The organism is Natronorubrum halophilum (assembly GCF_003670115.1).
GTDB classification, from domain to species: Archaea; Halobacteriota; Halobacteria; order Halobacteriales; family Natrialbaceae; genus Natronorubrum; species Natronorubrum halophilum.
Genome location: NZ_QQTY01000002.1, coordinates 443596 through 469105, shown reverse-complemented (window position 1 = coordinate 469105; position 25510 = coordinate 443596). Strand labels below are relative to the sequence as shown.

The following is a 25510-nucleotide window of genomic DNA, read 5'->3' as shown; positions in this document are numbered from 1 at the left end:
TACTACTTCAAGAGCCGACCGTTATCATCGTATCGGAAGTTCTCCGCTTCGAACGCCGCCCGTGCAGCTTCGACGTTGAGCGTTCCTTCGGTCCCGACAAACGGTGTGACGGGATCTGCGCCGTCCCACTCGAGGGAGTCGGGGACCCACTCGTCAGCCACCGGGGTCGAAAGCGGTGTCGCGTGGTCCTCGAAGAAAATCTCCTGAACGATCCACTCCTTGTCGATCAACTGGGTTACCGCGCGCCGGAAGCGAGGATCGTTACACGGTGCGGTGCGCGTGTTGAACCCGACGTGATAGAACGTCCACGAGGGATCATCGATCAGTTCGGCAGTGGTGTCGTCGGAGATGTCCCCGAGCGAGTGGGCACCGAGCATCGACGACGTGAGGTCGGCGTTGTCGCTTTCGACCTGTGCGATCGAGGACGAACTGCCCGGATCCACGGTGAATCGGAGTTCGTCGACGGTCGGTCCGGGGAGGTCGACGTCCTCGTCGAGCGTGAAGTGGTCGTCGAAGCGCTCGAGGGTCAGATGGCTCCGTTCGGATTGGCTCCCGAACTGGTAGGGCCCGCTCCCGATGGGGGGCACCGAGTCGGTAACGACGAGCCCCCACCGTCCCTGCGGAGCCGAGAAGTCCTGTCGATTATCGATTCGGTCGTCGAGTTCCTCGAGCCAGACGTGTCGCGGCAGGATCGGAGCCGTCAAGGCCCGTTTGCTGACCGCCTCGCCGGCGTTGAAGGTGATCCGGAGCCACTGTTCGTCGTCGGCGTCGGTCTCGATTCTGTCGATGGCGCTCGCGTGACCGCGATAGCGCGGCGCTGGGGAGGGAGTATCGGAGTGAGTGAGCGCGGTGTCCTCGAGGAACCGGTAGGTGAACTTCACGTCCTCCGCGGTGACCGGCACCTCGTCCTCGCCGTGGAACGTACAGTCCTCCCGGAGTCTGATGGTCGCGGTCGTCTTCTCGTCGTCCGACGACGTGTCCCACTCCCAGGACTCGGCGAGCCACTTCTCGACCTCGAACCCGTCCTCGTCCTCGCTGGCGACGATGGTTCCGAGGGAGTCGTACAGCAGATTAACGATCGTGCCCCGTTCCCGAATCGTCGCCGAGAGCGGGTTGACGTTTCGCGAGGGTCGTGCGTCGGTTACAAGCGCGTTCAGCCGATCGACGTCGTCGTCCGGTTCGAGACCGAGATAGCCACGCCGCGTGGCGAGGTGGTCATCGTCCCAGCCGTCGAAGCGATCTCCGGCGAGCCGATACTCCGTCGGCCGACAGATCGGGTCGAACGGCTTCTCCTCTGCGAGCCCGTTCAGGACTGGTTCGAGTTTCTCGAGCCGTTCATCACCATCCGCCCGACGCTGGGCCTCGAGGAGGGGGTCGAAGAAGTACGGGTTGGAGTATCCGAACGGATTCTGCCAGCCGGCTTCGTCGGCGTACGTGGAGTGGAGGGCCTCGTAGAGGAAGTCGGGGTCGAAATCAGCGGGATGGCGACCAACGTACAGATCGAAATCGCGGTCGATCAGGATCATCTCCAGGAAATCGGTCGCCGAACGCATCGAGAGGGTCACGTCCACGCCGACCGCCTCGAGATTCGACTCAAGGTGGCGGGCGATTCGGACGCTCTCCCGGTTACTGTCCGCGGGGACCGTGACGATGGAGAGTGACAGTTGGTCATCGCTGTCGTCGGTGACGACGCTTCGAACAGTATCGATACAGCCGCTCAGCGAGAGCGAGAGCCCCGCTGCACCAGCAGCCAGGACCGAACGCCGATCGACGCCGTCAACCGAACCGGTCGTATCACAATTCATTCAGTCTGTTATACCACTTTGCTGTTGATATATAACAATATTTCGCACTACGATCGACTATAGGGGAGGGTCGAAACTCTTTTAACAACCGGTTCTTATCCCCCAAATATCGAGATCTACGAGAGGGGGTAGCACGAGACTCGACCAGATCGGACGATCAGTGCGATGCCAACTGATCCGACGCCGGGGTCGGTGACCGCCCAACGTAAAATATTTCCGAGAGGTTTACAGCGGCTCCGCCGTCCATCGATCGAAAACCTTCACTGACTTATATCCGCCCGCCCGAAAGGCGAAGTGTGGACATCGCCGCCGAACGCCTCGAGCGCCTTCACGAGTTGGCTCGAGCGGCGGCAGCGGATCGGAACGACGATCGGGCGCGCTACTACGTTCGTCTGGCGCGCCGCGTCGCGGAGCGAAACCGGCTCACGCTCCCGCGGGAGTTTCGACGATTCACCTGCGATCGCTGTGACGCGTATCTTCGTCCGGGACAGAACGCCCGCGTCAGGCTGCAGGACGGCCACGTCGTCATCTCCTGTGACTGCGGGGCCCACGCGCGATACCCTTACGAGGGGTGAGCGCGACCGCGGTGGTGAGAGAACAGCGGATGCGTTCCCGACGTTGCATCCGTACGATTCCTTGCAGAACGTAGTGAGATTCCGAATCGGGAAGATTGAAACGCCTCGCATCGCTACTCGAGAGTATGGATAAACAGGAACTCAAGCAGGAGGCGCACGATCTCGATGTCACCGTCTGGGTCGGCAAGAGCGGCGTCGAATCGGTCGTCGACGAACTCGGCGATCAGCTCTCGGAGCGAACGCTCGTGAAGGTAAAATTCCTCCGCGCCGCCCGCGCGGGCAGTTCGACCGAAGAAAAGGCGGCCGATCTCGCAGACCGCGTCAATGCCGACGTGATCGACACGCGCGGACACACGGCGGTCGTCCACCGGTAAATCGATGGGAACCAGCGAAATCCTCCTCCAGGCGAGCGGTGACGGCGCAAGCGAAACCGGAGTGATCGGGAACCTCCTCGAAGAGTTCGGCAACCTCACCGCCGCGCAAGCCGCGGCTGTCGAACAGGTGATCTCGTTCGTTTTCGCGTTCGCCGTTGTCTACCTGATCGGAAAACTCGTCGTTCTCCCGCTGCTCAAACGCGCGTTCGATCGGCGGAAACTCGACCGCCACGCACAGAAGCCACTGCTGATGATCGCGAACTTCCTGCTCCTGTTCGTGGCCGTCGCGGTCGCGTTCGGGGCCGCCGATTACGGCAACTTCCTCGTCTCGATGGCCGGCATCGCCGCGGCGGGGGCGCTCGCGGTCGGGCTCGCGATGCAGAACGTGATTCGAAACTTCGTCGCCGGCGTCTTCATCTACACCGATCGCCCGTTCAAGATCGGCGACTGGATCGAGTGGGACGACGGCACCTACGCGGGCATCGTCGAGGACATCAGTCTTCGCGTGACTCGAGTGCGAACGTTCGACAACGAACTGCTGACCGTGCCCAACTCCGCGCTCACCGACAACGTTCTCAAAAACCCCGTCGACGCCGATAAGCTCCGATTGAAGTTCGTCTTCGGAATCGGCTACGACGACGACATCGAACAGGCGACCGAGATCATCATCGACGAGGCCGAACGCCACGCCGACATCATGGACGACCCCGGCCCGTCGGTCCGACTCACGGAACTCGGCGACTCCGACGTCGGTCTCCAATCTCGAATCTGGATCGAGAACCCCTCCCGCGGCGACTTCGTGCGAACCCGCGGCGAGTACGTCACCGCGGTCAAGCAGCGCTTCGACGCGGAAAGAATCGACATCCCCTACCCCGTTCGAACGCTCGAGGGCGGACTCGACCTCGGGACCTCCTCGAGCGTCGTCGAGCCGGCGGAGTGAGATTCGACCGTTTTCGAGTGGCGATGCGAACGACGGGGTAGCGCGCCCGATCGTCGTTCATCTTTCGCGTGAGCGGCGGTGCGTAGCGCCGTCGCTCACGTAGCGTACAAACCGGTATGAATGATGGAAATCGCGGTTGCCCGGCGTTCCGGTCGGGGGAGTCCCAGTTGCCTTCTCCACCCCGCGACCCGTCGAGCGACAGGTGTCCGGCGGTCCACTGCTCGCTTCCGCGCCTGATGGGCTGTCGCCGGCTAACCACGATGGGGCGTCCCTGCGGACGGCCATCGTGGACCGCTGTCCCCGGCGGACGAGGCTTCTCTGTTGGCTCCCGGGGCCCCGGCCGGTCTGACCGGACGCCCGCGGTGTTTGGTCCCCGCTAATGACCATAGCGCGGGTAACGAGCAGGGCCAAACTGCCCGACCTATCCACTCGTTCGTAGGACGGTGGAACTTAAGGACCTTTCGTCTCTCTAATCGCCAGCAGTCACGGGTGTCAGGCGGGGCTATCGGGCCGGAGCGACGTGAGAGCGGTCTCGAGACGTCCGTCGTTCGGTGTCACTCGAGGTTGCCGTGGTCTGCCGCGCCGGCCTCGCCGCGTTCCTTCCGCGAGAGCGGAATGGCCAGGACGAGTAACACGACGTAATAGATGGCGACGACCGCGGTGACGAGATAGCCGCTGATGCCGGGGAGCGACGCGCTCGCGGGGAACGCCTCGTCCGGGGTGAACGCCCAGAGGTGAAAGAGCCACCCGACGAGCATCCCGGATATTAGCGGGAGGTAGACCCGGCGTAATCGGTGACTGAACGCGCCGCGGTAGCTGATGTTCGTCGTCGGATTGCGGTAATCCTCGCTCAGCTCCGCGCGCCACGCGTCGCGTTCGACGCCCTCCGACGGGTCGAGCGCGTTGGCGAAGAGGTTCTCCTGCAGCACCCGGACGCGCGAGCGCCAGACGTCGTAGGCGCGAAAGCGACGCGCCTCGATGAACAGGAAGACGGTGCCCATGATGATGCCAGCGAGAATGACCGCGTGCGAGACGTCGCCCGAGAAGGCGTAGGCGACGATCGCGGACATCACCGTCACCGCCCAGTTCGTGGTGGTATCGAGCCGGTCACGCCATCCGACGGTGCGTTCTACCTCGCCTCGGTAGAGGTGCGCCGTGACGGAGCCGAGCCCCGTGCTCTGATCGACCATCTCGCGTCCGATCTCTTTCTCCGCGGGATCTTCGGGATCGAAGTCGGTATCGCCGTCGCTCATACCGATCGGTACGGCGCCAGGCCCTACACGTGTTTACCCGTTCGTTGCCTGCGACCCGATTTCGCTTCGGTTCGCAACTCCCCCAACGCTCTACAGGCGGAGCAGGCCGCGTGCCTCGAGGTCGTTCTTCGATCGAATTATCGCGACTCGAGCCCGTACACCGCCCGAAACTGAGACAGCTCCGATTCGGTCCCGGCGACGACGAGACGGTCGCTCCCTTCGAGCGCTCGGCCGTCGATATCCGTGAGCAGGTCCCCGCCCCGCTCGAGCGCCACGACCGAACAGCCGGTTCGGTTTCGAATCGCCGCCCTGTCGAGGCCGTCGTCGAACGGTTCGGGTACGTCGAGCCGTAGAAACAGAATCCGATCGCCGAACGTCATGGCCTCGTGCTCGAAGATCCGAAGCACGAGCAGTCGTCCGGCGACGTTCGGGAGTCCGAGGGCGTAGTCAGCGCCGGCGGCCTGAAGTCGGGAAACGTTCTCCTCGATGTCGGCGGCCGCGAGGATCTCGAGATCGGGATTGAGCTCTCGCGCGACGAGGGTCGCGAGGAGCGCGCTCTCGTCGTCGTCGAGCGCGAGCACGAGGGTTCCGGCGTCGGTGACGTTCGCCGCACCGAGGCCCTCTTCAGTCGTAACGTCGCCGGTGACGTCGACGAGATCGCCGTCCTGCCGATCGAGGACGACCGTCTCGATATCAGCGCGCTCAAGGTTGCCGATCACGGACGAGCCGACGGTTCCGGTGCCGACGACGAGGACCGGTTCGCGCATGGGTCGGTAGTCGGAGCCGGCCGAGCCGGTCACCTCGGCGACACGCTCGAGGTCGTCCGACGTTCCGACGGCGAGCAGCGTCGTGTTCTCGTCGGCGTGGACGTTCGTGGGGAGCGTCCGGAGAAAATTCCCTCGCACCCAGGCACCGAGGACCGTCGCACCGCCGGATTCGACGCGTCGGAAGGTGGCGAGTGACTCGTCGTACAGCCGACTGTCCGCTTCGACCGGGTACTCGACCAGGTGAAGGTCCCCGTCGAGTTCGATCTCGCCGTCGGACTCGACGTCGCCGCCGACGACCGGCCGTACCTTGTCTCCGAGCGCCTTTCCGAGGCGGTGTTTGGGTGAGATCACCTCGTCGGCCCCGGCGTAGCGGAAGTATCGGGCCCGCGACGGATCCGCAACGAGGGCGAGCACTCGCGGCTTGTCGTCGCGATCAGCCAGTTCGATGACCGTGCTGATGTGGTCGATCTCCGACTCGTCGACGACGACCGCGAGCGCGTCACCGATCTGTGCGTCATCGAGGCTGTCGTCGGTCGCCGGATCGCCATGGAGAACGACGAGGCCGTCTTCGTGAAGCGACTGCGCCCGTTCTCCGTCCGGTTCGAGGATGACGTACTCGGTGCCACCGGACTCGAGTTCGTCGACGAGCGACGCACAGAGCGGCGTGTAGCCGGCGATGATAACGTGATCTTCGAGTTCGTTGACGTGTTCCGGCGGCGTCGGCCGGACGAGCGTCTGCAGCCACGGCACGACGAACAGCGGGACGGCGACGAAGATGTAGGTGATGCCGGTCAGTTGGATCAACACGACCAGCGCCGTCATCTCGAGGGTTTCCCACGGCGCGTCCTGGCCGTAGCCCGTCGTCGTCATCGAGTGGATAACGACCTCGAGCGCCTGGTACCACGTTCGCGGTTCGCCCTCGAGCGCCGCCATCCCCCAGTAGTAGACGGCGGCGTACGCGCTCGTCAGGATCAGGAGCGAGCCGAGATACCCCGCGACGCGAGCGGTGAGTCGGGCCACGATTACGCGGTTCCGACGCCGTCCGGACCGGTTCTGTCGTCAGGCATTCAATCGTGGCGACCTACGCCCGAGGCGGTCATCGTTCTTGGTGGGGCCTGTGCAAGGTCCCACACCCGAGACGCGTACCCGATGCCCGAACGGCCACGAACGCTTCCGCGGGACCGACGAACGGTTCACCGCGAACAGCAAGCGTCGCCTTCGGGACGCGTTACGCTTCGCCTCCGGCACCCCCGAGGACGGCACCGAACTCGCCGACGTCTGGTCCGGAGTCGGCGTCGACGTCGGCGGAACGAGAGAGGAAAAGGCCCATTAGCTAGCCGACACATCCATTACTCATGGGACTTGGCAGCACCGCAAAGAAGATTCAGAGCCTCTCGGATCGCGCCGAAGCGATGTACAAGCAGGTACAGCAACTCCAGCAGCGAATCATCGGCCTCGAAGAGGAGATGGACGACACCCACGAGACGGTCAAGCGTCTCGACCACCAACTGGGCGAACAGCGCGCCCTCCTGCTCGCAATAGCCGACGAACAGGGCATCGACGGCGAGCAGATCCTCGCGGAGGCGGCCATCGACGAGGCCGAACTCGAGGCGGCGGAAGACGGCGAATCCGACGGCGAACCAGCCGACGCCGCCGCGGACGAAAACCAGGCGGCCGACGCCTCCGCCGAGTAACGCCCGTTCTCCCCGGCCCCTTCCGATCGACGACGGTCGGCGATCGGTAGAAGACAAGACCTAACAATAGGGGCAACTTTTGCCAAAACGATGACGACCCACGAGCAGTCGGTGGATTCGGTGCTCGAGACGATCGGTCGGACGCCGCTCGTTCGCCTCCAGGACGGGCCCGAAGACGTCCGGTGTTACGCGAAACTCGAGTCGTTCAATCCCGGGGCAAGCGTAAAAGACCGCATCGGCCGCTACATGCTCGAGAAGATGCTCGAGCGCGGCGAACTCTCCGAGGGCGGGACGATCATCGAACCGACCGCGGGAAACACGGGAATCGGACTCGCGATCGCCGCCGGACAGCTCGATATCGAGGCGATCTTCGTCGTTCCCGAGCGCTTTAGCGTCGAAAAACAGCAGCTGATGGCCGCGCTGGGTGCCAAGATCATCAACACCCCGACGGATGCGGGTATGGGCGGCGCGATCGAGCGCGCACACGAACTAGCCGACGAACTCGACGATGCCGTCGTCCCCCAGCAGTTCTCGAATCCGTTGAACACGGAAGCCCACTACGAGACCACGGCCCCCGAAATCTACGAGGCGCTCGAGGGTGAGGTCGGCGCGGTCGTCGCCGGCTGTGGAACCGCGGGTACGCTCATGGGCATCGCGAGATACGCGCTCGAGCAACGGCCCGAGACGTACGTCGCCGCCGTCGAACCCGAGGGCTCGCTGTACGGCGAAGTCCTCGGCGAAGCGCGCGAGGAAGGCGAGTACAAAATCGAGGGGATCGGGACCCACAACGTCGAGACCAACGAACTGTTCGATCCCGACCTCGTCGACGCCGTCTACGCCGTCCCGGATCGGGACGCTCACGACGAACTCCGTCGCCTCGCCCGCGAGGAGGGTCACCTCGTCGCCTCGAGCGCCGGGGCCGCGAGCGTCGCCACGAAACGCGTTGCACGGGAGATCTCGGACGGGACGCTGGACGCGCCACACGATACCGTCGTGACGGTGTTTCCCGACTCGAGCGAGCGCTACCTCTCGAAGGGGATCTACCGGTCGTTCGAGGAGTGGGAGGGCTAATTCGGAGCCCTCAGTTCGCGGCGCGAACCGCGACCAGTACACTGATTACTCGTCTCTGACAGGAGAGCATATGACCCGGCCGCTTTTCGCCCTCCCCGCCGATCACGAGTTCTCACCTGCCGTGCGGGCCAAACACGAGGCCTACACGAATCAGGGTGGACTGCTCGGCGCGTTCGCGTACGCGCTCGTCGCCCTCGAGACCGACAGCGCAGAACAGCCTGCTCAGGGCACGCGGTTCGACGACGACCTCGATGCCGCGATAGCGTCGGTCCCGACGGCTCTCTTCGTCACGAGCAGTCTGCACGACGACGCGATCGACGAGGCGGACGCATGGGATGACGATCGAAAACGGCGACTGAACGAGCACATCACGCTCGGCGATCTCGTCTTCATCGACGTCGTCGAGGTCGCCGGCTCGCTCCCCGAGGGAGTCGATCTCGAGTCGGTACTCGGAACGGTACGACGAATCGGAACGGGACAGTTGAGAGAGGAGGCGCTCGCGCCGACGACGGCGACGCTCGAGGACGCCATCGCTCGCGTCGACGAACGCGGAGCCGTCTGGGGCGACCTCGCAGTCTCGCTGATCGACGCTATCGACGGCTACTCCGCGGCCCAACTCGAGCGTCTTCGGACGATCACGACGAACGGGATGTTCGTTCTCACCGTCGTCGACGACGTCGAAGATCTACCGGAGGACGTCGACAACGGCGTCGTGAACGTGCCGCTCGCGCTCTACGACGGCGAGACGACCGAAACCGAATCGGCGGCAGCCGTCGCCGAGTCGTTCCTCGAGTCGGACGCGCCTCGTCGGATCGACGCGCTCCTCGCCGACCGTTGGGCCGACCTCGAGGCCGGCGCTCGCGAGTTCGCCGCATCGCTCGACCGATCGGACGAGGCGATTCTCGAGGCGGTTCGCCGGGGACTGTCGTGGTACTGCGAATCCGTCTGTTCGGTCCCGCTCGAGCGGACCGTGCCGCCGGCCCGCCAGCGCGAGATTCGCGCGCAACTGGCCAGCGACGAACTGGAAACTCGCCGCGTCGTCGAAGCGGTCACAGACGAGCTTCCAATTACCAGCAGTCTCGATGACGCCGAGACCGATTGTGACGCCGACGGCGATCGTGCGGCGCTCGAGAATCGCGTCGACGAACTCCCCGTCGAACCGCTCGCGGAGGTACTCATCATGCTCGTTCACGTCGCGACCGTCGCCGACGGCGTGATGAGCACGTCGCTTGCCGACGCACTCGACGCGCTCGAACGACGGACGACAGCGACGACGTCTTGAGCACAGGGTTCCGGCGGCTGTGCTCGAGTAGTGAGCGCCGCGCGAATAACAGACGGAGGAGATCAGGCAACGAGTCGGCGGTGTTCGACTCTCATGCACCGATCTTGCACGACCGTTCGGCCTGCGTTTTCGGCGCGATCCGCCGCGTCGTCGTCGCGAATCCCCAGCTGCGTCCAGATGACGTCGACGTCGTCGCGCTCGAGCGCTGCGTCAACGATCTCCCCGACCTCGTCGCTCGGGCGGAAGATGCAGACGACGTCGATCTCGGCGTCGACCTCCGCAAGCGAGTCGGGGACCGGTTTCCCGAAAATCTCGTCCGCGAACGGGTTGACCGGGATCACGTCGTAGCCCTGTTCGAGCAGGTAGTTCGGAACGTCGTGGGCCGCCTTGCCGGGCGTGCTCGAGCAGCCGACGACGGCGATCGTCTCGTAATCGAGAACGGCCTTGATGTCGTCCGCGGAGTCGACTGGCATGTTACTCGACCGTACGGGCTCAGCGGTAAAACGTTCCGTGGTCCGATCAGTTCGAGAGGCCGGCCGTCCGAATCTGGGGCTCGTCGTCTCCGTCGTTCTCCTCGAGTTCGATGACGGCGTCGAACAGTTGTTTGAGCGTGTTCATCGTCTGATCGTCGTGGGCCGTCGAGTCGATGACGTAGATTCCCATGGCGTCTGCACTCTGGATTCGGCCCGTGAAGACGTGGAGAAATCGGAACACGGTCTGAAGGTTCGAGTACATGAGTAGCGTCGAGACGGAATGCAGGAGGACGCGGTTCCGGGTCAGCCCTCGGTCCTCGTAGAACTCCTGGAGGAACTCGGAGAGCTTGATACCGATCCCGGTCATGTCGACCGGCGAGGAAGCATACTTGACCCGCGGATCGTCGTTAACGGTTCCGATTCCGCGTTGTTTCGTCACGCAGTCGACGACGCCAACACTGGGATCGACGGCAGGATCGACGGAGCCGGTAAACGTCTCGAGCACCTTGTCGGCGCTGTCCTTCGTCGTGACGATGATCGATCCATCGCCGTGTTCGGCACCGCTCGCGAGGATATCGAAGGCGATTTCTCGCTTCCCCGTTAGCGGTGGACCTGCAACGAGCAGGTTCGTCCCGGGATCGATTTCGGCGTCCGGTAGGACGTCTGCGAGGTCATACATACCAGATACTCACATCCATCTGCAGCCGTAGTGGCGTCTGTTACCGAGACTGCTGGCTACTCCGGTGTGTAGTATGAGAATACGGTAACCAGCTTATATTCCTTTTGATTGCGGTACAACAACCGATGCTAATTTAGAATGGTTGTATCCGGTACGGCGGCTCGAAAGCGGCGTCGATTCACCTCAGATGCTCCCCGGAACCGCGGTCGCTGCGCGGCCGGCGATAAACGCCAGCGCCGCGAGAAACATCCCGTACTTGAGGTGTGATTGGCCGGCCGTCGGGTCTTCGAAGCTCTCGAAGGCCGCATAGAGCATGATCGCGTCGGCCGGGAGTACAATGAGCAGGTAGGGAACACCGAAGTAGAGCAGATACGGGATCGGGCTCGCGAGAACGCCTGCGACGAGCAACGCGGCTGCGACCTGCAGCGCGCGGCGTGCGCCGATCGCGATCGGGAGCGTGTTCAGCCCCTCCTCGCGGTCGCCCTCGAGATCCTCCACGTCTTTGATGATCTCTCGGGTCACCGTCGCGATCGCCGAGAGGACGAACAGAATCACGGCGGGACCCATATCGCCGACCGCCGCGGCCCCGAAGAGGAACGTGCTGCCGACGAGGTAGGCGACCAGCGCGTTTCCGAGCCCCGGCAATCCCTTGAAGAACTCGGTGTATGCTACCAGCGCGGCGAGGTTTATCGCTGCGATGGCGATCGCTGGGGCGGGAAGCGTCACGGCGAGAACGACCGCCGCGGCAAAGAGCACGAGGCTGAACGCGAGCGCGCCGCGCGGACTCACGGCACCGCGAGGGATCGCCCTGCCGGGTTGGTTGATCCGATCGATCTCCCGATCGAAGTAATCGTTGATCGCGTTTCCGGCTCCGACCGCCAACCCGGTCGCGGCGACTGCAGTTACCACCTCGAGCGGATAGCCGGCGACGCCACCGGCGACGAACGCGCCAATGAACGTCAAGACGCTCGCCGCGATCACGTTCACCGGCCGCATCAACTCGAGCAACCCACGGCTCGTCTCGCCCGCTGTCATGACCGGGACTGCTCGGTCGGGCTGGTTAAACGGTGCGGTCCGCCGTCGGCGGGCGTCGCTACGGGGTGGAGCCCACCCACCGGGGCGAGCGTTCGAGCCGAGTGGCGATCGACGCGGCGCTACCGCCAGTCCTCGAGAGTGTGGAGCGAATCGGCGTTGATCGAGAGCCACTCACTCACTCGCTCGTTACCGGTAGCATCGGCCGGGACGGCGGTCCAGACTTTCTCGTCGTCGGTGAGTAACTCGAGCGGTGCGGCTGCGGACGGTCCATCGTCGGGTACGTGGGACTCGTTCACCGTCATTGGATAGCCGGTCGTTCACCACGCACGACAAAGACCCCAGGCGGCGGTTTTCACCGCGTGAGAAGAGTGGGTTGGCGTGGTGACTCGAGGTGTGGTGACGGCTGTCGAAATGGTTCCAAATCGAGTGACTTATACACGACGGCGGAAACCATTGTAGTACGGGCGCTTAGCTCAGTCTGGACAGAGTGCTTGGCTTCGGACCAAGTTGCCACGGGTTCAAATCCTGTAGCGCCCACTTGCTGACGCGAACAAACTCGTGAGCGTCAGCGCTGGACCGCGAAGGATTTGAACGAGACGAGACGGGGAACCTCGCTTCGTTCGGCGTGGATCCCGATGGTCAGTTCGCGCGACGAGCGTATCACTGAGTCAAATCCATCGCATCGAGGGGATCGGAATCGGCTCTGACTGACGCGTAGACGCGCTCGCCCCACTCACACGCGATCGGGGAATCCGTATCGACGAACACCTGCATGAAGCCGGTGGTCTCCTCGTAGCCGCCGATTCCGACGCGTTCGTCGAAGAGAGCGAGACCGTACGGGAGGTCGTCACGCGTCCGGAGGGCCAAGTGCCCGCTGTCGATCGCTTCCCGGGCACGTTCAGGGCACGTCTCGACGAAATTCTCGACGATGTGTGGCAGGTAGATGATCTCGGTATCCGTTTTCTCGAACACCTGCTGGTGAAACTCGCCGAGGACCAGCGGAGCCATGTGGGTCGTGTTAAATCCACGAAACGTGTCGGATTCGTCGACGAGCGCGACGAACCGCTCGGCCGGTTTGTACGGATTGTCGGGTTCGGCGACGGTAACTGTCGCGCCCACGAACGGTTCGAGGATGAAGTCTCGGTGATCCTCACAGACCGCATCCAGAAGCGGCGTTATTCTGTGTGCGGTCCGCACGTTCGCCTCCAACCGGAGGACCTCCTCGGCGATGACTGCGCCGTGCCAGGTCAGTTGAAATCGACCATCGATCTTCTCGACGAAGTCCTGCTCGGCGAGCCACTGCGTGTAGCGGTGACTCGTCGCCCGTGAAACGTCGAGGCGCGCTTCGATCTCCCGGCGATCGAGCGGTTCTTCCAACAGGGCCTCGAGGATCGGGCCATGCCTGACGATGTCGCCGAGCAGGTCCGTATCGACGCGGTCGCCCGCGGCGTCCAGACGCTGGCCCAGGTAGCGACGGTTCCGTTCGTTTTCCAGAATCGCCTCCAGAATCAGCGATCCCGGTGGCGGATGACCATCCCCCTCAAGTCGGTCGTCTTGGTCAGGACTCATGTGAGTCACTCACTAAGACGGAGGCCGTCACTGATAGTAACTCTATCCCGTACGCGCTCCGGAATTCGTCTCATCGGGTGAAACGGTACTCTCGAGGCCGAACGCTACTCGACGGGTGAGGCCAACACCCGTGCAGTCGTCCACTAGTGTATGGCACAAGATCCCATCCCCGCCGACCGGATCGAACGGTTCGAAGCCGGATTCCACGGCGACGTGATTCACCCCGACGACGTTCGAAAGAGCGGAACTCTTTCGACCCCATCGGAACGACACAGCCGTTCTGAGGGCGCTGACTACGACGAGGCTCGCGCGGTGTGGAACGGGATGATCGACAGGCATCCAGCCCTGATTGCCCGGTGTCGTGGCGTCGGCGACGTGATCAGCGCGGTGAACTTCGCCCGCGAACACGACCTGTTGGTGGCGGTACGTGGCGGCGGGCACAACGTCGCCGGGACCGCCGTCTGCGACGATGGACTCGTCATCGACCTCTCCGAGATGAGGGACGTGTGGGTCGGCCCCGATGAGCGGACGGCGTGGGTACGGGCCGGTGCCACGTGGGCCGACGTCGATCGCGAGACCCAGGCCTTCGGTCTCGCAACGCCGGGAGGGGCCGTCTCGGAGACGGGGTTCGCGGGTCTGACCCTCGGTGGCGGCATCGGTCATCTCCGCTGCAAGTACGGTCTGACCTGTGACAACCTCGCATCCATCGATCTGGTCACGGCAGACGGCGACTATCTGACCGCCAGCGCCGACGAACACGAGGAACTCTTCTGGGGGCTTCGCGGTGGCGGCGGCAACTTCGGGGTGGTTACCGGCTTCGAGTTCGATCTCCACCCGGTCGGTCCGGATGTGGCGGTTTGTCTCGTGTTCTATTCGGGTGAACGGATGATCGAGGTGTTGGAAGCCTACCGCGACTACGTCGCGGATGCGCCCCCGGAAGTCAGCTTGCTCACCCTGTCCGGTGTACTGCCCGACGAGGAACTGTTCGCGCCAGACACGGTGGACGAACGCAAGATCGCGATCGCAGGTTGTTACGCGGGGTCGGTCGCGGCTGGTGAGCGTGCGCTGGCACCCTTGCGGGAGATCCACGAGCCGGTAGCCGACTTCAGCGGACCGATGCCGTACGTCGAGTTCCAGCAACTCTTCGACGAGGACTACCCCGACGGGATGCGCTACTACTGGAAGTCGCTGTACCTCGACGGCCTGTCGGAGTCCGCCATCGATCGAATCGCCTACTGGTCCGGTGTGGCACCGTCACCGCTCTCGACGGTCGACGTCTGGCAGCTGGGCGGTGCGGTCGCGCGAGTCGACACCGAGGACAGTGCGTTCGCGGGGCGGCACGCTCCCTTCCTGCTGGGCGTCGAAGCGAACTGGGAGCGTCCGGAGGCCGACGATGTGAACGTCGAGTGGGTGCGCGACTGTCTCGAGGACATGCGCCAGTTCTCGGACGGTTCGGTGTACCTGAACTTCCCGGGATTCTTCGAGGAAGGCGACGAGATGATGCGGACCACGTTCGGGCCGACGTACGAGCGGTTGGTCGCGCTAAAGGACGAGTACGATCCGACGGATTTGTTCAGCCGCAACCAGAACATCGCACCGTCCGGAACCGCTCGAGCCGATGACGGGGGCGTGCTATGAATGATCGAAACGTCGAACTCCCCGCGTTCGGGCGGCAGTTAGCGACGGTATTGGTCGTACTGTTGAGTACAACGGTGGTAGCGCTGAGCGTTCCGCTAATCGCTCCCGTCTTCGGTGAGTCCGGGGAGGCCGCTGCCACGGTCGGTTACATCCTGGCGGAAGCGCTCGTGCTCTACGTCGGATACGGGGCACTGACGCGGGTTACTAGCCCGGCCGCCCGTGAACTACTCGTGAACACCTGATTATGGAACTCCTTGGTCTCGGTATCGTGATGATCGGTTTCTTTGTCGGATTCGGCCTACTCATCGGCATCCTCTTCGGGTTCTTCGGGATGGGGGGATCGTTCCTCGTGACGCCAGCACTGTTGGTGGTCGGGTATCCGGCACCGGTGGCCGTCGGAAGCGGACTCGCGTTCGTCTTCGGCACCAGTGTCATCGGTGTGCTCCGACACCGCGATCACGGCCAGGTCAGCTACGTACTGGCGGCGCTGATGATTCTCGGGATGACGTTCGGTATCGAGGTCGGCACCAGTATCGTGTTCCTGCTGACGGATCTCGGCAGCGCTGACGTCGTCATCGGCGTGGTGTACGTCGGACTTCTCGGTGCGGTCGGGCTCTTTGTCCGCCGAGACGCTCGTACTGGCGGTTCCGATATGAGATCGGGACAGCTCGCTACCGGAGTTCAGGCCATCGCGTTTCCACCACTCGTGTCGCTACCCGGCGGTGCGACCGTTTCGGTGTGGGTTATCCTTCTCGCCGGGCTGGGGATCGGCGTTCTCTCTGGATTTCTCGGCGTCGGTGGCGGTTTCCTTCTGCTCCCCATCATGGTCTACGTGTTCGGCGTTCCCACTGCAATCGCCGCTGGGACCAGCATCCTCCAGATCATGGTTTCGGGTGCGTTCGGGACGTTCGTCTACGCCCAGTCGAATGCCGTCGAGATCCCCGTTGTCGCCGCGTTGCTCGTCGGGAGTGCGCTCGGTGCTCGTATCGGTGTGAGTGCGACGCAGCTGGTAAACGAGGCTGATATCAAGGGGTACTTTGCGGGTATGCTGCTCGCCGGGGGTGTCGCCACCGCCTGTAAGCAGGTGAGTGGCGTATACGGGGTCGAGACGCTCGAGACAGTGAGTGCAATCCTCCTCTTTGGTACCGCGGTCTTGGTCAGTGGTGCGATCGTCCGCACGTCGATCGCTACGCTCAGAAAGGATCGAGAGCGCGGGTCGCTACAGACCTATTAACACGACTTCGACTGGTACTCCTGTAGAGTCCGAATGCTAGGCGGCCCACTGGCCGGATGTGATTTCTGCAGGGGTGGATGCGTTCATTCGAACGGGAGCAGCTACTCCCTTCTCACGGTAACAAATAACGCGGTTTGCGTTGTAATCAGCTACCAGCGTCTGCTCTCCACTCATACGGGACCTCACCCCTCTGCCAGTTACTCGGACTCGAGCCCGTCCCGGGGAACGTTCTGTGCCAACACCCGAACGGTATCGCGGATGCAACGAGCGTTGTGCTCGATCGCCGGAATATCGCGTGCTGCGCCGTGTTCGATCAGGGCCGTCGAGGTCTCCTCGAGGTCGTCGACGAGTTCCGCGAGGTGCTCGAGATCGCGGTCCGTAGCGCAGTGGTCGTGATCCGTCCGGTCGCCGTCCGGTCGCGTTCGGTCCTGGGCCGACTCGTCTCGCTGTCGAGCGGTAGGGTCGTTATCAGACATCGTTCACCCGCTGATCGTGGACGCGATCGGCTTTGAGTTCGGGGCGCTCGAGGACGCCGCGCTCCCGCAGGCGGATGCGAAACGAGAGGCCACAGGCCTGTTTGAGTCGGTGACGGAGGTCGCGTTTGATCCCTTCGGGGTCCCGCGCTGCCCGCGGGGCCGTTTCGGTGACGAGCGTGGCGACGTCCGATTCCTTCTCGTCGTGTTCGTCGATGACGATTTTGTACTCGTCGGTGACGTCGTCGCTCCGGCGGACGATATCCTCGACGGCCGTCGGGGAGAGCAGGACGCCGTTGACCATCGTGAAATCGTCGTCCCTGCCGAGGACGCCGCCGTCGGCGATGCGAAACGTCCGCCCGCAGTCGCACGCGCTCGGCCCCTCGAGTTTTACACGGTCCCGTTGTTCGAACCGGAGGTAGGGTTGGGCGCGTCGGTCGAGCGGCGTCACGATCAGCGTTCCCTCTTCGCCCGGGTCGACCGGGGTTCCGTCGTCGTCTACGACCTCGACGAGGAACCGGGACTCGTTGAAGTGGAGGCTGAGCGAGTCGCCGTCACAGCTGTACCCCCACGCGCCGGTTTCGGTCGCACCGGCGTGGTCGTGGACCGTCGCATCCCAGCGCGCTTCGAGCTTCGCTTTCGTTCCCGGAACGCTCGCGCCGGGTTCGCCGGCACAGATGATCCGATCGACGCTGGTCGCTGCGGGGTCGATACCTTCCCGTTCGGCGACCTCTCCGAGTCGAAGCGCGTACGTCGGCGTGGTCATGAACGCGGTGGCCTCGAGGTCGGCCATCAGCTCGACGCGTTCGACGGAGGAGAGGTTGCCGCCGGGAACGACTTCCGCACCGATCCGCTCGCAGGCGTAGTGGGCCGCCCAGAAGGCGACGAAAACGTTGTACGAAAACGGAACGAAGACTCGATCGTCCGGTCGTATTCCGTGCGCCCACAGCACCGTCGCCCAGCAGTCGCTCCACCACTCCCAGTCCCGTCCCGAATCCGCCTGTCGGAGCGGTGTGCCGGTGGTACCGGAGGTCTGATGATACTCCCGTACGTCCGCCGGGTCCACGGCGAGGAGGTCCCCGTACGGCGTCGCTGCGGACTCCGTCTCCTGTGCCCGTCTGAGTTCGTCTTTCGTGGTCGTCGGAACCGCACGGATATCTTCGAACGTCTCGATGTCCTCGGGAACGATTCCGGCGCGGTCGAGCTTTTGTCTGAACACGGGAACGGTTTCGTAGACGTACACCGCTTGCGCTCTGAATTTTCGTATCTGGCGACGTTCGAGTTCCTCGCGCGGCATCGTCTCGAGCAACGGGTTCCACATCTCGGCCATAGTCTCCGGCGGTACCGGCTGAACTGGCTTTGTTATGGATCCGTTTTGAACGATCGCCGCCCGTACCGACGCCGTGACGCTAACAGCGGCGTCATACCGCGAAATATCGGACCTATTACTATGGTCGATCGCTCGCTGGTCTGGGTATGTTCGAACGGACTCGTGGGGAACCGCCCTGTCGGCAGTACGACAGCGGCGAGCGCGAGTACACGATCCGACAGTACCGCGATGGTGATCGCGACGAACTGCTCTCGCTGTATCAGACGATACTCGATCCGGGACTGTCCGAAGCGTGGTTCGAGTGGAAGTACGAAACGAATCCGTACACCGACGACGTCCCGGTTTACGTCGCCGAGTTCGACGGGCGGATCGTCGGTGCGGGCGGCTTCTGGGTCCTCGAGTTACACACGGGGTCGCGGTCGACGCGCGTCGTCCAGCCGTGTGATGCCGCGGTTCGGCCGGCACACCGACGGCAGGGACTGTTCACCGAGATTCTCGGCGCCGGACTCGAGCGATTCGACGATAACGGCTTCGACCTCGCATTCGACTTTCCGAACGAACTGAGCAAGGCGACGTTCGAAAAGTACGGGTGGCGACCCGTCGGGCGACAGGAGACGCTCTTTCGCGTCCAACAGCCCGGCGCGATGATCGGGAGGCAGCCGACCGGTCCCGTCTCGGTGCTGCTACACGGCGGTGCGCGGCTGCTCGCTCGCGGGTATCTCGCGGCCAAGTCCCGCCGTCGGTCGGTCGCCGATCGTCTCGAGGTCGACGTGATTCGGACCGACGAAATCCCGGCAAAAACGCTCGCGACGCTCTATCGCCGGGACGTCCCCGACGAGTTTCACGTCGTTCGCGACGAGACGTTCTACGACTGGCGATTCGGCAACCCGCAGTGGGAGTACGCGACGTACGTCGGGCGCTACGACGGGTCGCCGGTCGCCGCGATCGTCACGGGAACGAGGGTCGAAAACGGAGCGCCCGTTACGCGTCTCACCGACGTCGTTCCGCTCGTTTCGAACCGCGCCAGAACGGCGGCGTTCGTCCCCATTCTCGAGGCCATCCTCGAAGCGAACGACGACGCGGCGCTCGTCGTCGCGCCGTCGACGGCGATCCCGCGGTCGGTACTCTCCGAATACGGGTTTCAGAGCAATCTTACGCTCCCGCTCTCGACGGTTGCGACACCGACAGTTCACGGCGTCTGTGTGCTGGCGGCGGACGAGGAGCCCGGTAGCGACCGGTGGATCGTCGACGAAAAATCGTTATCCGACCCCGACTCCTGGCGAATCACGTTCAGCGAGTACGATACCGGCTGAGCCCGTCTTTCGGGAAGAATTCCGTGATCGTCATGATGTGGGCGCTCGCCGCGTGGATCCGATACGTGCGTTCCAGAAGACACGCCGCGTCGCTCTCGACGAACGACGGGAACCCCTCGCCGTCGAAACGCGCGTTCACCTCGGCGATGGTCCGTCTCGTCTCCGCACACTCCTCGCGAAGAACGTGACCGATTCCGATATCACCGTCGACGAGTTCGTCGGCGATCGATTCTTCGAGCGGTGAGAGGCGAATCGTCGATCGAGCCCAGACCAGCGGCGTTCGCCCGGAGTCGCACTCGAGCGCGACCGTTCGATACAGTCGATTCCCGGTCACCTCGCGGTCGAGGATGTCGATCGAGACGTCGCGCCTCGTCAGCGCCTCGAGCATGTGGGTGACGGTCCCGTCCGTCGAGAGAAACAGTCGTTCGATCGGTGACAACGTCAGCCCGGCCTCTCGCTCGAGGTCGACCACCATCGAACGAACCGATTCGTCCGCCGCCGGTGGTCGCGTTCGTTCGTCGCTCATTGTTGTGGGGGTCTCGATCGGACGTACGCCCACGACTCGTTTTGTAAACCATCCCTTCATCGGGACGGTTTCGGCCTCGTAGTAATCGATCGTCTCGAGGTGTTCGTGAGCGGAGACGGCGAGTCGTCCGGCCAAAATCGTCACTGTACGCGAACGTTTCCCCGTCCCGTGGACGCGGTTCTCGACATGATTCGTTCGAGGTGGACGGCGGCGGCTGCTGTGGCTAACCGATGAAACCACCGACATCCCAGTTCCCGAGCTGTAACAGTAGATATAAGTCAGCAACAGTCAACAATTAGAACGGAATCTACACTCCGAGAATACAGGGGACAGGTACGGAAATGCCCGGGTGGTACCAGCACCCGAGACGCGGCCTCCAACCCCGGACAGGTTCAAAGCCATGATTGCATACATTCTGTCGGGATATAAACGTCCCGAACGACCGATGAACCACCACACTAGCCCGCCGTCGTCCAAAGACGCCGCCCGGAGACCGCGATGAGCGATGCCGACGAGACGAGCGCCGACGAATCGAGTACGCGGCCCGCCTGTCCCAACTGCGGCGAACCGGTCGTCGTCGTGACGGTCTCCGGACCGACCGACGGCTTCGCGGCTCCCTGCGGCTGTCGCCTCCCACCCGGCGGACTCGCCGACTCGAGACTCGAGTAACGCCACCGTCTCGAGTCGCGGCGGACAGTCGGGTCACCGACGCCGGTCACGACACACCACCAGTGCGAATGCACCCCAACGACCGCCGTCGGAGCCCGACCCGGAATCGCGGCTCGAGTTCTCCTGGCACCCCCTCGAACGTCGTCTCACGCCGTACAGATCGCACGCTCGAGGAGGGAGTGATCACTAAAACCGCCGGCGACGACCGAGACATTCCGAAACGACAGTCTCGAGGCTCTCGAGCGCAGGTGATGCTCGGTGACTTCGTCATCATCTCCCGAAAACGAAAGCGTACAACCGGTCCAGCGGAACGTCAGTCCGACGATCGCGCCGCCGATGGGCCGCTATCTCCCGTGGACGTGATCCGTCGGAAGTCGCCGTCACCGCAGGTACACTCCTCCGAGACGCCGATCGGCCTGATCGTGCCGTCCGCCTTCTGCTCGGAGACGTACACCGATTCACAGGACCGACACACCGCAACGATTCTCGAGCGCGATTCTGACCTACTCATCACGCGGGAAAACGGTACGCTCGGGTATCACCATTGCTCCAAGATGTGTAGGCTGTTGCATCCCGATCGCGATGAACAGGCAGTCGTATACGCCGGATCTGGGTCCGTTCAACCGCGAATGCGAACGAATGGGCGAGAGCGGTATTGCGACGTTCACGAAGGCGGGATCGATCGGCTGACGGCGGGCTCGAGAGGGACCCGATCACCGAGAACCGTTTCGACCGCGAGCGCCCACAACCGATCAGGTCTCGGGTTGCTCTTGAATAACGACGACCGCCTCCCCGTCGATCACCGTCTCCTCGGCCGCGTTCTCGACCATCGTGTGGAGCCGGTATCGGGTGTTGCCAAGCACCTCGATGATCTCGCAGGTGGCGGTGACGGTCTCGCCGATCTCGACCGGTTCGCGGAACTCGAGATCCTGTGAGAGGTAGATCGTCAGTCCGGGAAACCGGGCCAGCGCGGCGCTGATCGTTCCGGCGACGAGCGTGCCGTGGACGATTCGGCCGCCGAATCGGGTCTTCTCGGCGAACGCCGTCTCGAGGTGGAGACGGTTGGTATCGCCGGAGATGCGGGCGAACGCGGAGACGTCGGCTTCCTCGATCGGCTTGGTGAATCGAACGTACTCCCCGACGCCGAGGTCGTCATAGCTGTCGATCGACCGCTCCATCAGCCAGGTATCGTCGCCGAAGGCGAGTTCGGTGATCGGTGCGTCAGTCGCTTCCGGCCCGCGTCGTGCCGTGTCCGATCCAGCGTCGGCCGCAGCCGACGAGGACAGCCCCATCGCCGCGAGGACTGCGTTGTTAGCTTCGACGTAGCTGTTGACGACGTGTTTCGAAACGCTCGACCAGTGCTCGCTCGGCGGTACCGGGGTATCGGCGGCGTCGGGTTCGGGACGGTTACTACTCATAACTGGGTGAGTCGGGTGGCGAATCGACCGCGCTGTCGAGACGATCCACGGGGGCAATTCGCGCGCCACCCACTTTCTATCACCGCCAAATCATGTTGGACGCCGCGACATGACACTCTGCTTTGTGTGGTCGTCACGCCGCGCTGTCGGTGCCGAGAAACGCTGCAGTCGCGCTGTTGAACGCGTTCGGACGGTCCTGATTGACGAGATGACCCGAGTCGGCAAGCTCTACGTGTTCACCGGCGGTGACTTCCGAGACGAGGTCCCGACCCTGCCGTTTGACCAGCGGTGCCTCTTGCTCGCCGTGGATGACGAGCGTCGGCGTCTCGACGTGTGAGAGCGAAGACGGTTCGTAGCGGTAGAGCGCGCCGAACACCTTGCGGAACTCGTCTCGAGAGATGTCGCCGACGGCCTCCATCGCCGTCGTTCGCACGCCCGGGTTCACCGACAGCCACTGCTCGCCGGTCGTCGCCCGAATCGACGACAGCATCGATCGAAACGTCGCCTTCGTCCCCGTCATCGACAGCGACGTCGTCAGCGCCGGCAGCGGTGAGAGGAACGGTTTCATCCCAGATGGGAGGTCCACCGGCGGCATCGACCGGACTGCGCCGCCGAGAATCGCGCCCGCCGCGCGATCCGGGTGTCGATCGAGGAACTCCTGGACGACCATCGAACCCAGCGAGAGCCCACAGAGAATCGGTTCCTCGAGGTCGAGCTCCGAGAACAACGCCTCGAGGTCGTCGGTAAAGAGCTCGATCGAGTACCGGTTCGGCTCGGTTGCGCCGGTCCGTCCGTGCCCGCGGACGTCGAGGGTGATCACCTGGTACTCGTCGGCGAAGCGTTCGACCTGCGGGGTCCAGGCCTGCCCGTTCATCCAGCCGCCGTGAATACAGACCAGCGGCTGGCCGTCGCCTCGCGTCTCGTACCAGAGCGTGCCGTCGTCGAGGGAGAGTTCTGCCATCGTACTCCGTATGCGTCTCTGTGCATATAGGTCGGCGGGTGGCACGCACTGCGTGCAGTGTGTAACGGGAGTCGAATCGGTCGGACTCGAGTCGCGGAGCGGACGACACCCGTCGCCGACCGACGGCTGTCCCTCGTCGGTCACGTTCGCCGACATCGAGAGTGCGGATCACCCCGTCGGTTCTCAGGACGATCGGGGCGACTCGTCCGACGCGGCGCGATCCGCCGCGGCGCGGACCGTCTCGGCCGAGAGCGACGAGAGCGCGACCAGTTCACCCGCGGTCTCGCTGGCGATCAGTTCCGAGAGGCCGGCGCGGGAGTCGTCGCCGGCGTCGACGACGACCACCGTCGCGTCGGTGGCCGCGAGCCCGCGAGCCGCACGGCGCGTCGCGTCCGTCGGACTGCCGTCGGCGACGTTCGCCCGCCCGTCCGTCACGAGGACGACGACCGCCGCGTCCGTCTCCGCACGCTCGAGGACCCGTCTCGAGGTCTCGAGGCCCGCCGGCAGCGGCGTTCGATCGCCCGACGGCAACTCTTTCAGGTGACGCGCGGCCAGCGAGACGCTGTCGGTCGGGGGCAACAGCACCTCGGCGTCGTCGCCCGCGAAAGCGACGAACGAAACCCGGTCTCGCTGCTGGTAGCTGTCCCGCAGAAGGTCGAGGACGACGCCCTTGGCGGTTCGCATGGCGGGACGCATCGAGGCGCTGGCGTCGACGGCGAAGACGATCGTTACCGACGTCTCGCCGGCGCGAACCGACCGCCGGAGATCACGGCTCTCGACCCGGGACTCGCCGCGGGCTGCGGCCGAGCGAACCGACGCCGCCGCGTCGATGGGGCCGTCGCTCGAGGCGGGTTCCGTTCGGACTCGGGCGCCTCGATTGTCCGCGCTCGGGGCCGTACTCGCTCGCGACCCGCCCGCAGCCGTCGCGTCTCGGCTCTCGACCGACGGCGTCTCGAGATCGGGTGCCTCGGCCGCACCGACGCCTGCGATATCGGCGCGCTGCCGGCCGGGAGCGAGCGGCTGGGCCTCGTCAGTCCCGTCATCCGACTCGTCGGAACCGCGTTCGCTCGAGTCGCCGTCGGCGGGATCGCTCCCCCCTCCGTCGCCGGTTTCGTCGGGAGCGCGCTCGCCACCGGCCGGTCGGTCGCCGCCGTCCGGTCCGCGTTCGGCGTCGGACTCCCCGTCGGTCCCGTCGCTGCCGTTCTCGGAACCGCCGTCGGAGCCGCCGTTTCGGTCGGTATCACCGCCCTCGCCGCCGGATTCGGTTCCCGTCTCACTGCCCCCGTCGCACTCGCCGGTCTTCTCGCGTTCGTCACCGTCCGCCTCATCATCCGCCCCGTCGGTCTCGTCTCCCGCTTCCGCCGACTCCCCTTCGTCGAATCGGTCCTCGAGCAGGTCCTCGAGATCCGGTTCGTCCTCGAACGGGGTGCTTCGGAGCCGGTGGGGCAGCGCGTAGATGGCGGCCTCGTGAACGTCGGACTCGATAACGGCGGTCCGGCCCTCCAGCGCGGCGATCGTCATCGCGGTCCGGGCCGTCGCCACGTCACCGCGGTGGCCGTCGACGCCGGCCGCGATGCACAGTTCGGCGATCTCCGCTTTGAAATCGGCCGGCAGGGAGACGCTCGAGAGGCGGTCTCGAGCCGCAGCTAACTCCGTTCGAAGCGCCGCGACCTCGCTTGCGTACTCCGTTCCCGGACCGGGCTCGTCATCGGCGGTGGTCTCGAGCGCTCGGTCGATGATCTCGACGCGCTCGTCGATCTCCCGACAGCCCTCGACGGTCGCCTGCAGGGAGAATCGATCCCGCAACTGGGGCCGGAGGTCGCCCTCCTCCGGATTCATCGTTCCGACGAGGGTGAAGTTTGCCGGGTGAGAGACGCTGATGCCGTCGCGTTCGACGGTGTTGGTGCCGCTGGCGGCCGCGTCGAGAACGACGTCCACCAGGTGGTCGTCGAGCAAGTTGACCTCGTCGACGTACAGGATTCCGCGGTTCGCCCGCGCCAGTAGGCCGGGATCGAAGTCGGCCGCGCCCGCGAGAGCGTCCTCGACGGAGAGCGTGCCGACGACGCGGTCTCGAGTCGCCCCGAGAGGGAGCGTCACGAGGGGAACGGGGCGGGTTTCGACGGGCAAATCCTCGCCCTCGCGAACGCGGATTCGGCAGTCCGTACACTGCAGGGCCGGATCGCTCGGCGCACAGCCGTACGGACAGTCCGAAACGGCTCGTTGATCGGGGAGGAGATCCACGAGGCCCCGAACGGCGGTCGACTTCGCGGTCCCCTTTTCGCCGACGATCAGGGCTCCGTCGAGGCCGTCGTTTGCCGCGACGGTCAGGAGAACGCGCTTCAGATCGTCCTGTCCGACGATCGCCGGAAAGGGGAGTGACGACAGCTTTTTGCCCCCAGACTCTGCAACCATACTTGAGCTAATACAATAG

At 64.3% G+C, this 25510-nt stretch carries 27 protein-coding genes, 1 tRNA gene and 1 other RNA gene; 13 read left to right on the top strand and 16 right to left on the bottom strand.

Going from position 1 to position 25510, the window contains the following annotated elements:
* Positions 1 to 2: 2 nt before the first annotated feature.
* Positions 3 to 1805, bottom strand: coding sequence for an ABC transporter substrate-binding protein (locus tag DWB23_RS08390; protein ID WP_121742372.1), 1803 nt, complete (start codon positions 1803 to 1805; stop codon positions 3 to 5).
* A 296-nt stretch (positions 1806 to 2101) separates the two neighbouring features.
* On the opposite strand from DWB23_RS08390, the gene DWB23_RS08385 reads away from it, so the two are divergent.
* The 3 genes from DWB23_RS08385 (at position 2102) to DWB23_RS08375 (ending at position 3694) form a co-directional block, all read left to right on the top strand.
* Positions 2102 to 2380 (top strand): ribonuclease P protein component 4, encoded by a 279-nt coding sequence (locus tag DWB23_RS08385; RefSeq protein WP_121742371.1) that lies wholly within the window; start codon positions 2102 to 2104, stop codon positions 2378 to 2380.
* Positions 2381 to 2505: 125 nt separating this feature from the next.
* A complete protein-coding gene (locus DWB23_RS08380) occupies positions 2506 to 2754 on the top strand; it encodes a YhbY family RNA-binding protein (RefSeq protein ID WP_121742370.1) in 249 nt (82 codons plus the stop codon).
* Positions 2755 to 2758: 4 nt separating this feature from the next.
* Positions 2759 to 3694, top strand: coding sequence for a mechanosensitive ion channel family protein (locus DWB23_RS08375; protein ID WP_121742369.1), 936 nt, complete (start codon positions 2759 to 2761; stop codon positions 3692 to 3694).
* Between the two features lie 117 nt (positions 3695 to 3811).
* Here DWB23_RS08375 and ffs read toward each other — a convergent pair.
* The 3 genes from ffs to DWB23_RS08360 form a co-directional block, all read right to left on the bottom strand.
* Positions 3812 to 4126, bottom strand: an RNA gene (ffs, locus tag DWB23_RS08370) — signal recognition particle sRNA.
* Between the two features lie 122 nt (positions 4127 to 4248).
* Positions 4249 to 4947: a DUF2270 domain-containing protein gene (locus DWB23_RS08365; RefSeq protein ID WP_121742368.1), complete on the bottom strand. Its 699-nt coding sequence runs from the start codon at positions 4945 to 4947 to the stop codon at positions 4249 to 4251.
* Between the two features lie 137 nt (positions 4948 to 5084).
* Positions 5085 to 6734: a potassium channel family protein gene (locus tag DWB23_RS08360; protein ID WP_121742367.1), complete on the bottom strand. Its 1650-nt coding sequence runs from the start codon at positions 6732 to 6734 to the stop codon at positions 5085 to 5087.
* 97 nt (positions 6735 to 6831) lie between these two features.
* Here DWB23_RS08360 and DWB23_RS08355 point away from each other — a divergent pair, with 97 nt between their 5' ends.
* From DWB23_RS08355 to DWB23_RS08340, 4 genes are all read left to right on the top strand, one after another.
* Positions 6832 to 7047 carry a hypothetical protein gene (locus DWB23_RS08355; protein WP_121742366.1) on the top strand — a complete coding sequence of 72 codons (216 nt, stop codon included), beginning with the start codon at positions 6832 to 6834 and terminating at the stop codon, positions 7045 to 7047.
* Positions 7048 to 7069: 22 nt separating this feature from the next.
* A complete protein-coding gene (locus DWB23_RS08350; RefSeq protein WP_121742365.1) occupies positions 7070 to 7408 on the top strand; it encodes a DUF5798 family protein in 339 nt (112 codons plus the stop codon).
* A 90-nt stretch (positions 7409 to 7498) separates the two neighbouring features.
* A complete protein-coding gene (locus tag DWB23_RS08345; protein WP_121742364.1) occupies positions 7499 to 8479 on the top strand; it encodes a PLP-dependent cysteine synthase family protein in 981 nt (326 codons plus the stop codon).
* A 70-nt stretch (positions 8480 to 8549) separates the two neighbouring features.
* The gene (locus DWB23_RS08340) at positions 8550 to 9761 is read left to right on the top strand and encodes a class 1 isoprenoid biosynthesis enzyme (RefSeq protein WP_121742363.1); all 1212 of its coding nucleotides are present in this window, start codon (positions 8550 to 8552) and stop codon (positions 9759 to 9761) included.
* Between the two features lie 62 nt (positions 9762 to 9823).
* On the opposite strand, the gene DWB23_RS08335 is transcribed toward DWB23_RS08340, so the two are convergent.
* The 4 genes from DWB23_RS08335 to DWB23_RS08320 all read right to left on the bottom strand — a co-directional run bounded on the left by DWB23_RS08335 (position 9824) and on the right by DWB23_RS08320 (position 12250).
* A complete protein-coding gene (locus DWB23_RS08335; RefSeq protein ID WP_121742362.1) occupies positions 9824 to 10234 on the bottom strand; it encodes a CoA-binding protein in 411 nt (136 codons plus the stop codon).
* A 46-nt stretch (positions 10235 to 10280) separates the two neighbouring features.
* Positions 10281 to 10913: an RAD55 family ATPase gene (locus DWB23_RS08330; protein ID WP_121742361.1), complete on the bottom strand. Its 633-nt coding sequence runs from the start codon at positions 10911 to 10913 to the stop codon at positions 10281 to 10283.
* Between the two features lie 183 nt (positions 10914 to 11096).
* Complete coding sequence (locus tag DWB23_RS08325; protein WP_121742360.1) at positions 11097 to 11948, bottom strand: geranylgeranylglycerol-phosphate geranylgeranyltransferase; 852 nt, start codon at positions 11946 to 11948, stop codon at positions 11097 to 11099.
* 119 nt (positions 11949 to 12067) lie between these two features.
* Entirely contained in the window at positions 12068 to 12250 is a 183-nt protein-coding gene (locus tag DWB23_RS08320) for a DUF7511 domain-containing protein (RefSeq protein ID WP_121742359.1), read from the bottom strand.
* A 160-nt stretch (positions 12251 to 12410) separates the two neighbouring features.
* On the opposite strand from DWB23_RS08320, the gene DWB23_RS08315 reads away from it, so the two are divergent.
* Positions 12411 to 12485 (top strand) — tRNA-Arg (locus DWB23_RS08315).
* Positions 12486 to 12608: 123 nt separating this feature from the next.
* On the opposite strand, the gene DWB23_RS08310 is transcribed toward DWB23_RS08315, so the two are convergent.
* On the bottom strand, positions 12609 to 13517 hold the full coding sequence (locus tag DWB23_RS08310; RefSeq protein WP_121742358.1) for a helix-turn-helix transcriptional regulator: 909 nt from the start codon (positions 13515 to 13517) through the stop codon (positions 12609 to 12611).
* A gap of 150 nt (positions 13518 to 13667) precedes the next feature.
* On the opposite strand from DWB23_RS08310, the gene DWB23_RS08305 reads away from it, so the two are divergent.
* The 3 genes from DWB23_RS08305 to DWB23_RS08295 all read left to right on the top strand — a co-directional run bounded on the left by DWB23_RS08305 (position 13668) and on the right by DWB23_RS08295 (position 16389).
* Positions 13668 to 15155 carry an FAD-binding oxidoreductase gene (locus DWB23_RS08305; RefSeq protein WP_121742357.1) on the top strand — a complete coding sequence of 496 codons (1488 nt, stop codon included), beginning with the start codon at positions 13668 to 13670 and terminating at the stop codon, positions 15153 to 15155.
* A 98-nt stretch (positions 15156 to 15253) separates the two neighbouring features.
* Entirely contained in the window at positions 15254 to 15397 is a 144-nt protein-coding gene (locus DWB23_RS24100) for a DUF7512 family protein (RefSeq protein WP_455429438.1), read from the top strand.
* 2 nt (positions 15398 to 15399) lie between these two features.
* A complete protein-coding gene (locus DWB23_RS08295; RefSeq protein ID WP_121742355.1) occupies positions 15400 to 16389 on the top strand; it encodes a sulfite exporter TauE/SafE family protein in 990 nt (329 codons plus the stop codon).
* A 197-nt stretch (positions 16390 to 16586) separates the two neighbouring features.
* On the opposite strand, the gene DWB23_RS08290 is transcribed toward DWB23_RS08295, so the two are convergent.
* A complete protein-coding gene (locus DWB23_RS08290; protein ID WP_121742354.1) occupies positions 16587 to 16865 on the bottom strand; it encodes a hypothetical protein in 279 nt (92 codons plus the stop codon).
* Positions 16858 to 18192 carry a phenylacetate--CoA ligase family protein gene (locus tag DWB23_RS08285; RefSeq protein ID WP_121742353.1) on the bottom strand — a complete coding sequence of 445 codons (1335 nt, stop codon included), beginning with the start codon at positions 18190 to 18192 and terminating at the stop codon, positions 16858 to 16860. Before DWB23_RS08285 ends, DWB23_RS08290 begins: the two co-directional genes overlap by 8 nt.
* Before the next feature lie 146 nt (positions 18193 to 18338).
* Between DWB23_RS08285 and DWB23_RS08280 the strand changes: the two genes are divergently transcribed.
* On the top strand, positions 18339 to 19505 hold the full coding sequence (locus DWB23_RS08280; protein ID WP_121742352.1) for a GNAT family N-acetyltransferase: 1167 nt from the start codon (positions 18339 to 18341) through the stop codon (positions 19503 to 19505).
* On the opposite strand, the gene DWB23_RS08275 is transcribed toward DWB23_RS08280, so the two are convergent.
* Positions 19483 to 20031, bottom strand: a complete 549-nt coding sequence (locus DWB23_RS08275) for a chorismate--pyruvate lyase family protein (RefSeq protein WP_121743051.1) — start codon at positions 20029 to 20031, stop codon at positions 19483 to 19485. The two genes, DWB23_RS08280 and DWB23_RS08275, sit on opposite strands and share 23 nt — an antisense overlap.
* A gap of 498 nt (positions 20032 to 20529) precedes the next feature.
* Here DWB23_RS08275 and DWB23_RS22950 point away from each other — a divergent pair, with 498 nt between their 5' ends.
* Positions 20530 to 20700 carry a hypothetical protein gene (locus tag DWB23_RS22950; RefSeq protein WP_162989774.1) on the top strand — a complete coding sequence of 57 codons (171 nt, stop codon included), beginning with the start codon at positions 20530 to 20532 and terminating at the stop codon, positions 20698 to 20700.
* 313 nt (positions 20701 to 21013) lie between these two features.
* Here the strand turns inward: DWB23_RS22950 and DWB23_RS08270 are convergent, their stop codons facing one another.
* The 4 genes from DWB23_RS08270 to DWB23_RS08255 all read right to left on the bottom strand — a co-directional run bounded on the left by DWB23_RS08270 (position 21014) and on the right by DWB23_RS08255 (position 25491).
* Positions 21014 to 21211, bottom strand: coding sequence for a hypothetical protein (locus DWB23_RS08270; protein WP_121742351.1), 198 nt, complete (start codon positions 21209 to 21211; stop codon positions 21014 to 21016).
* A 241-nt stretch (positions 21212 to 21452) separates the two neighbouring features.
* On the bottom strand, positions 21453 to 22118 hold the full coding sequence (locus DWB23_RS08265) for a MaoC family dehydratase (protein WP_121742350.1): 666 nt from the start codon (positions 22116 to 22118) through the stop codon (positions 21453 to 21455).
* A 133-nt stretch (positions 22119 to 22251) separates the two neighbouring features.
* A complete protein-coding gene (locus DWB23_RS08260; protein ID WP_121743050.1) occupies positions 22252 to 23079 on the bottom strand; it encodes an alpha/beta fold hydrolase in 828 nt (275 codons plus the stop codon).
* A gap of 183 nt (positions 23080 to 23262) precedes the next feature.
* Positions 23263 to 25491: a VWA domain-containing protein gene (locus DWB23_RS08255; RefSeq protein ID WP_121742349.1), complete on the bottom strand. Its 2229-nt coding sequence runs from the start codon at positions 25489 to 25491 to the stop codon at positions 23263 to 23265.
* Positions 25492 to 25510 lie beyond the last annotated feature (19 nt).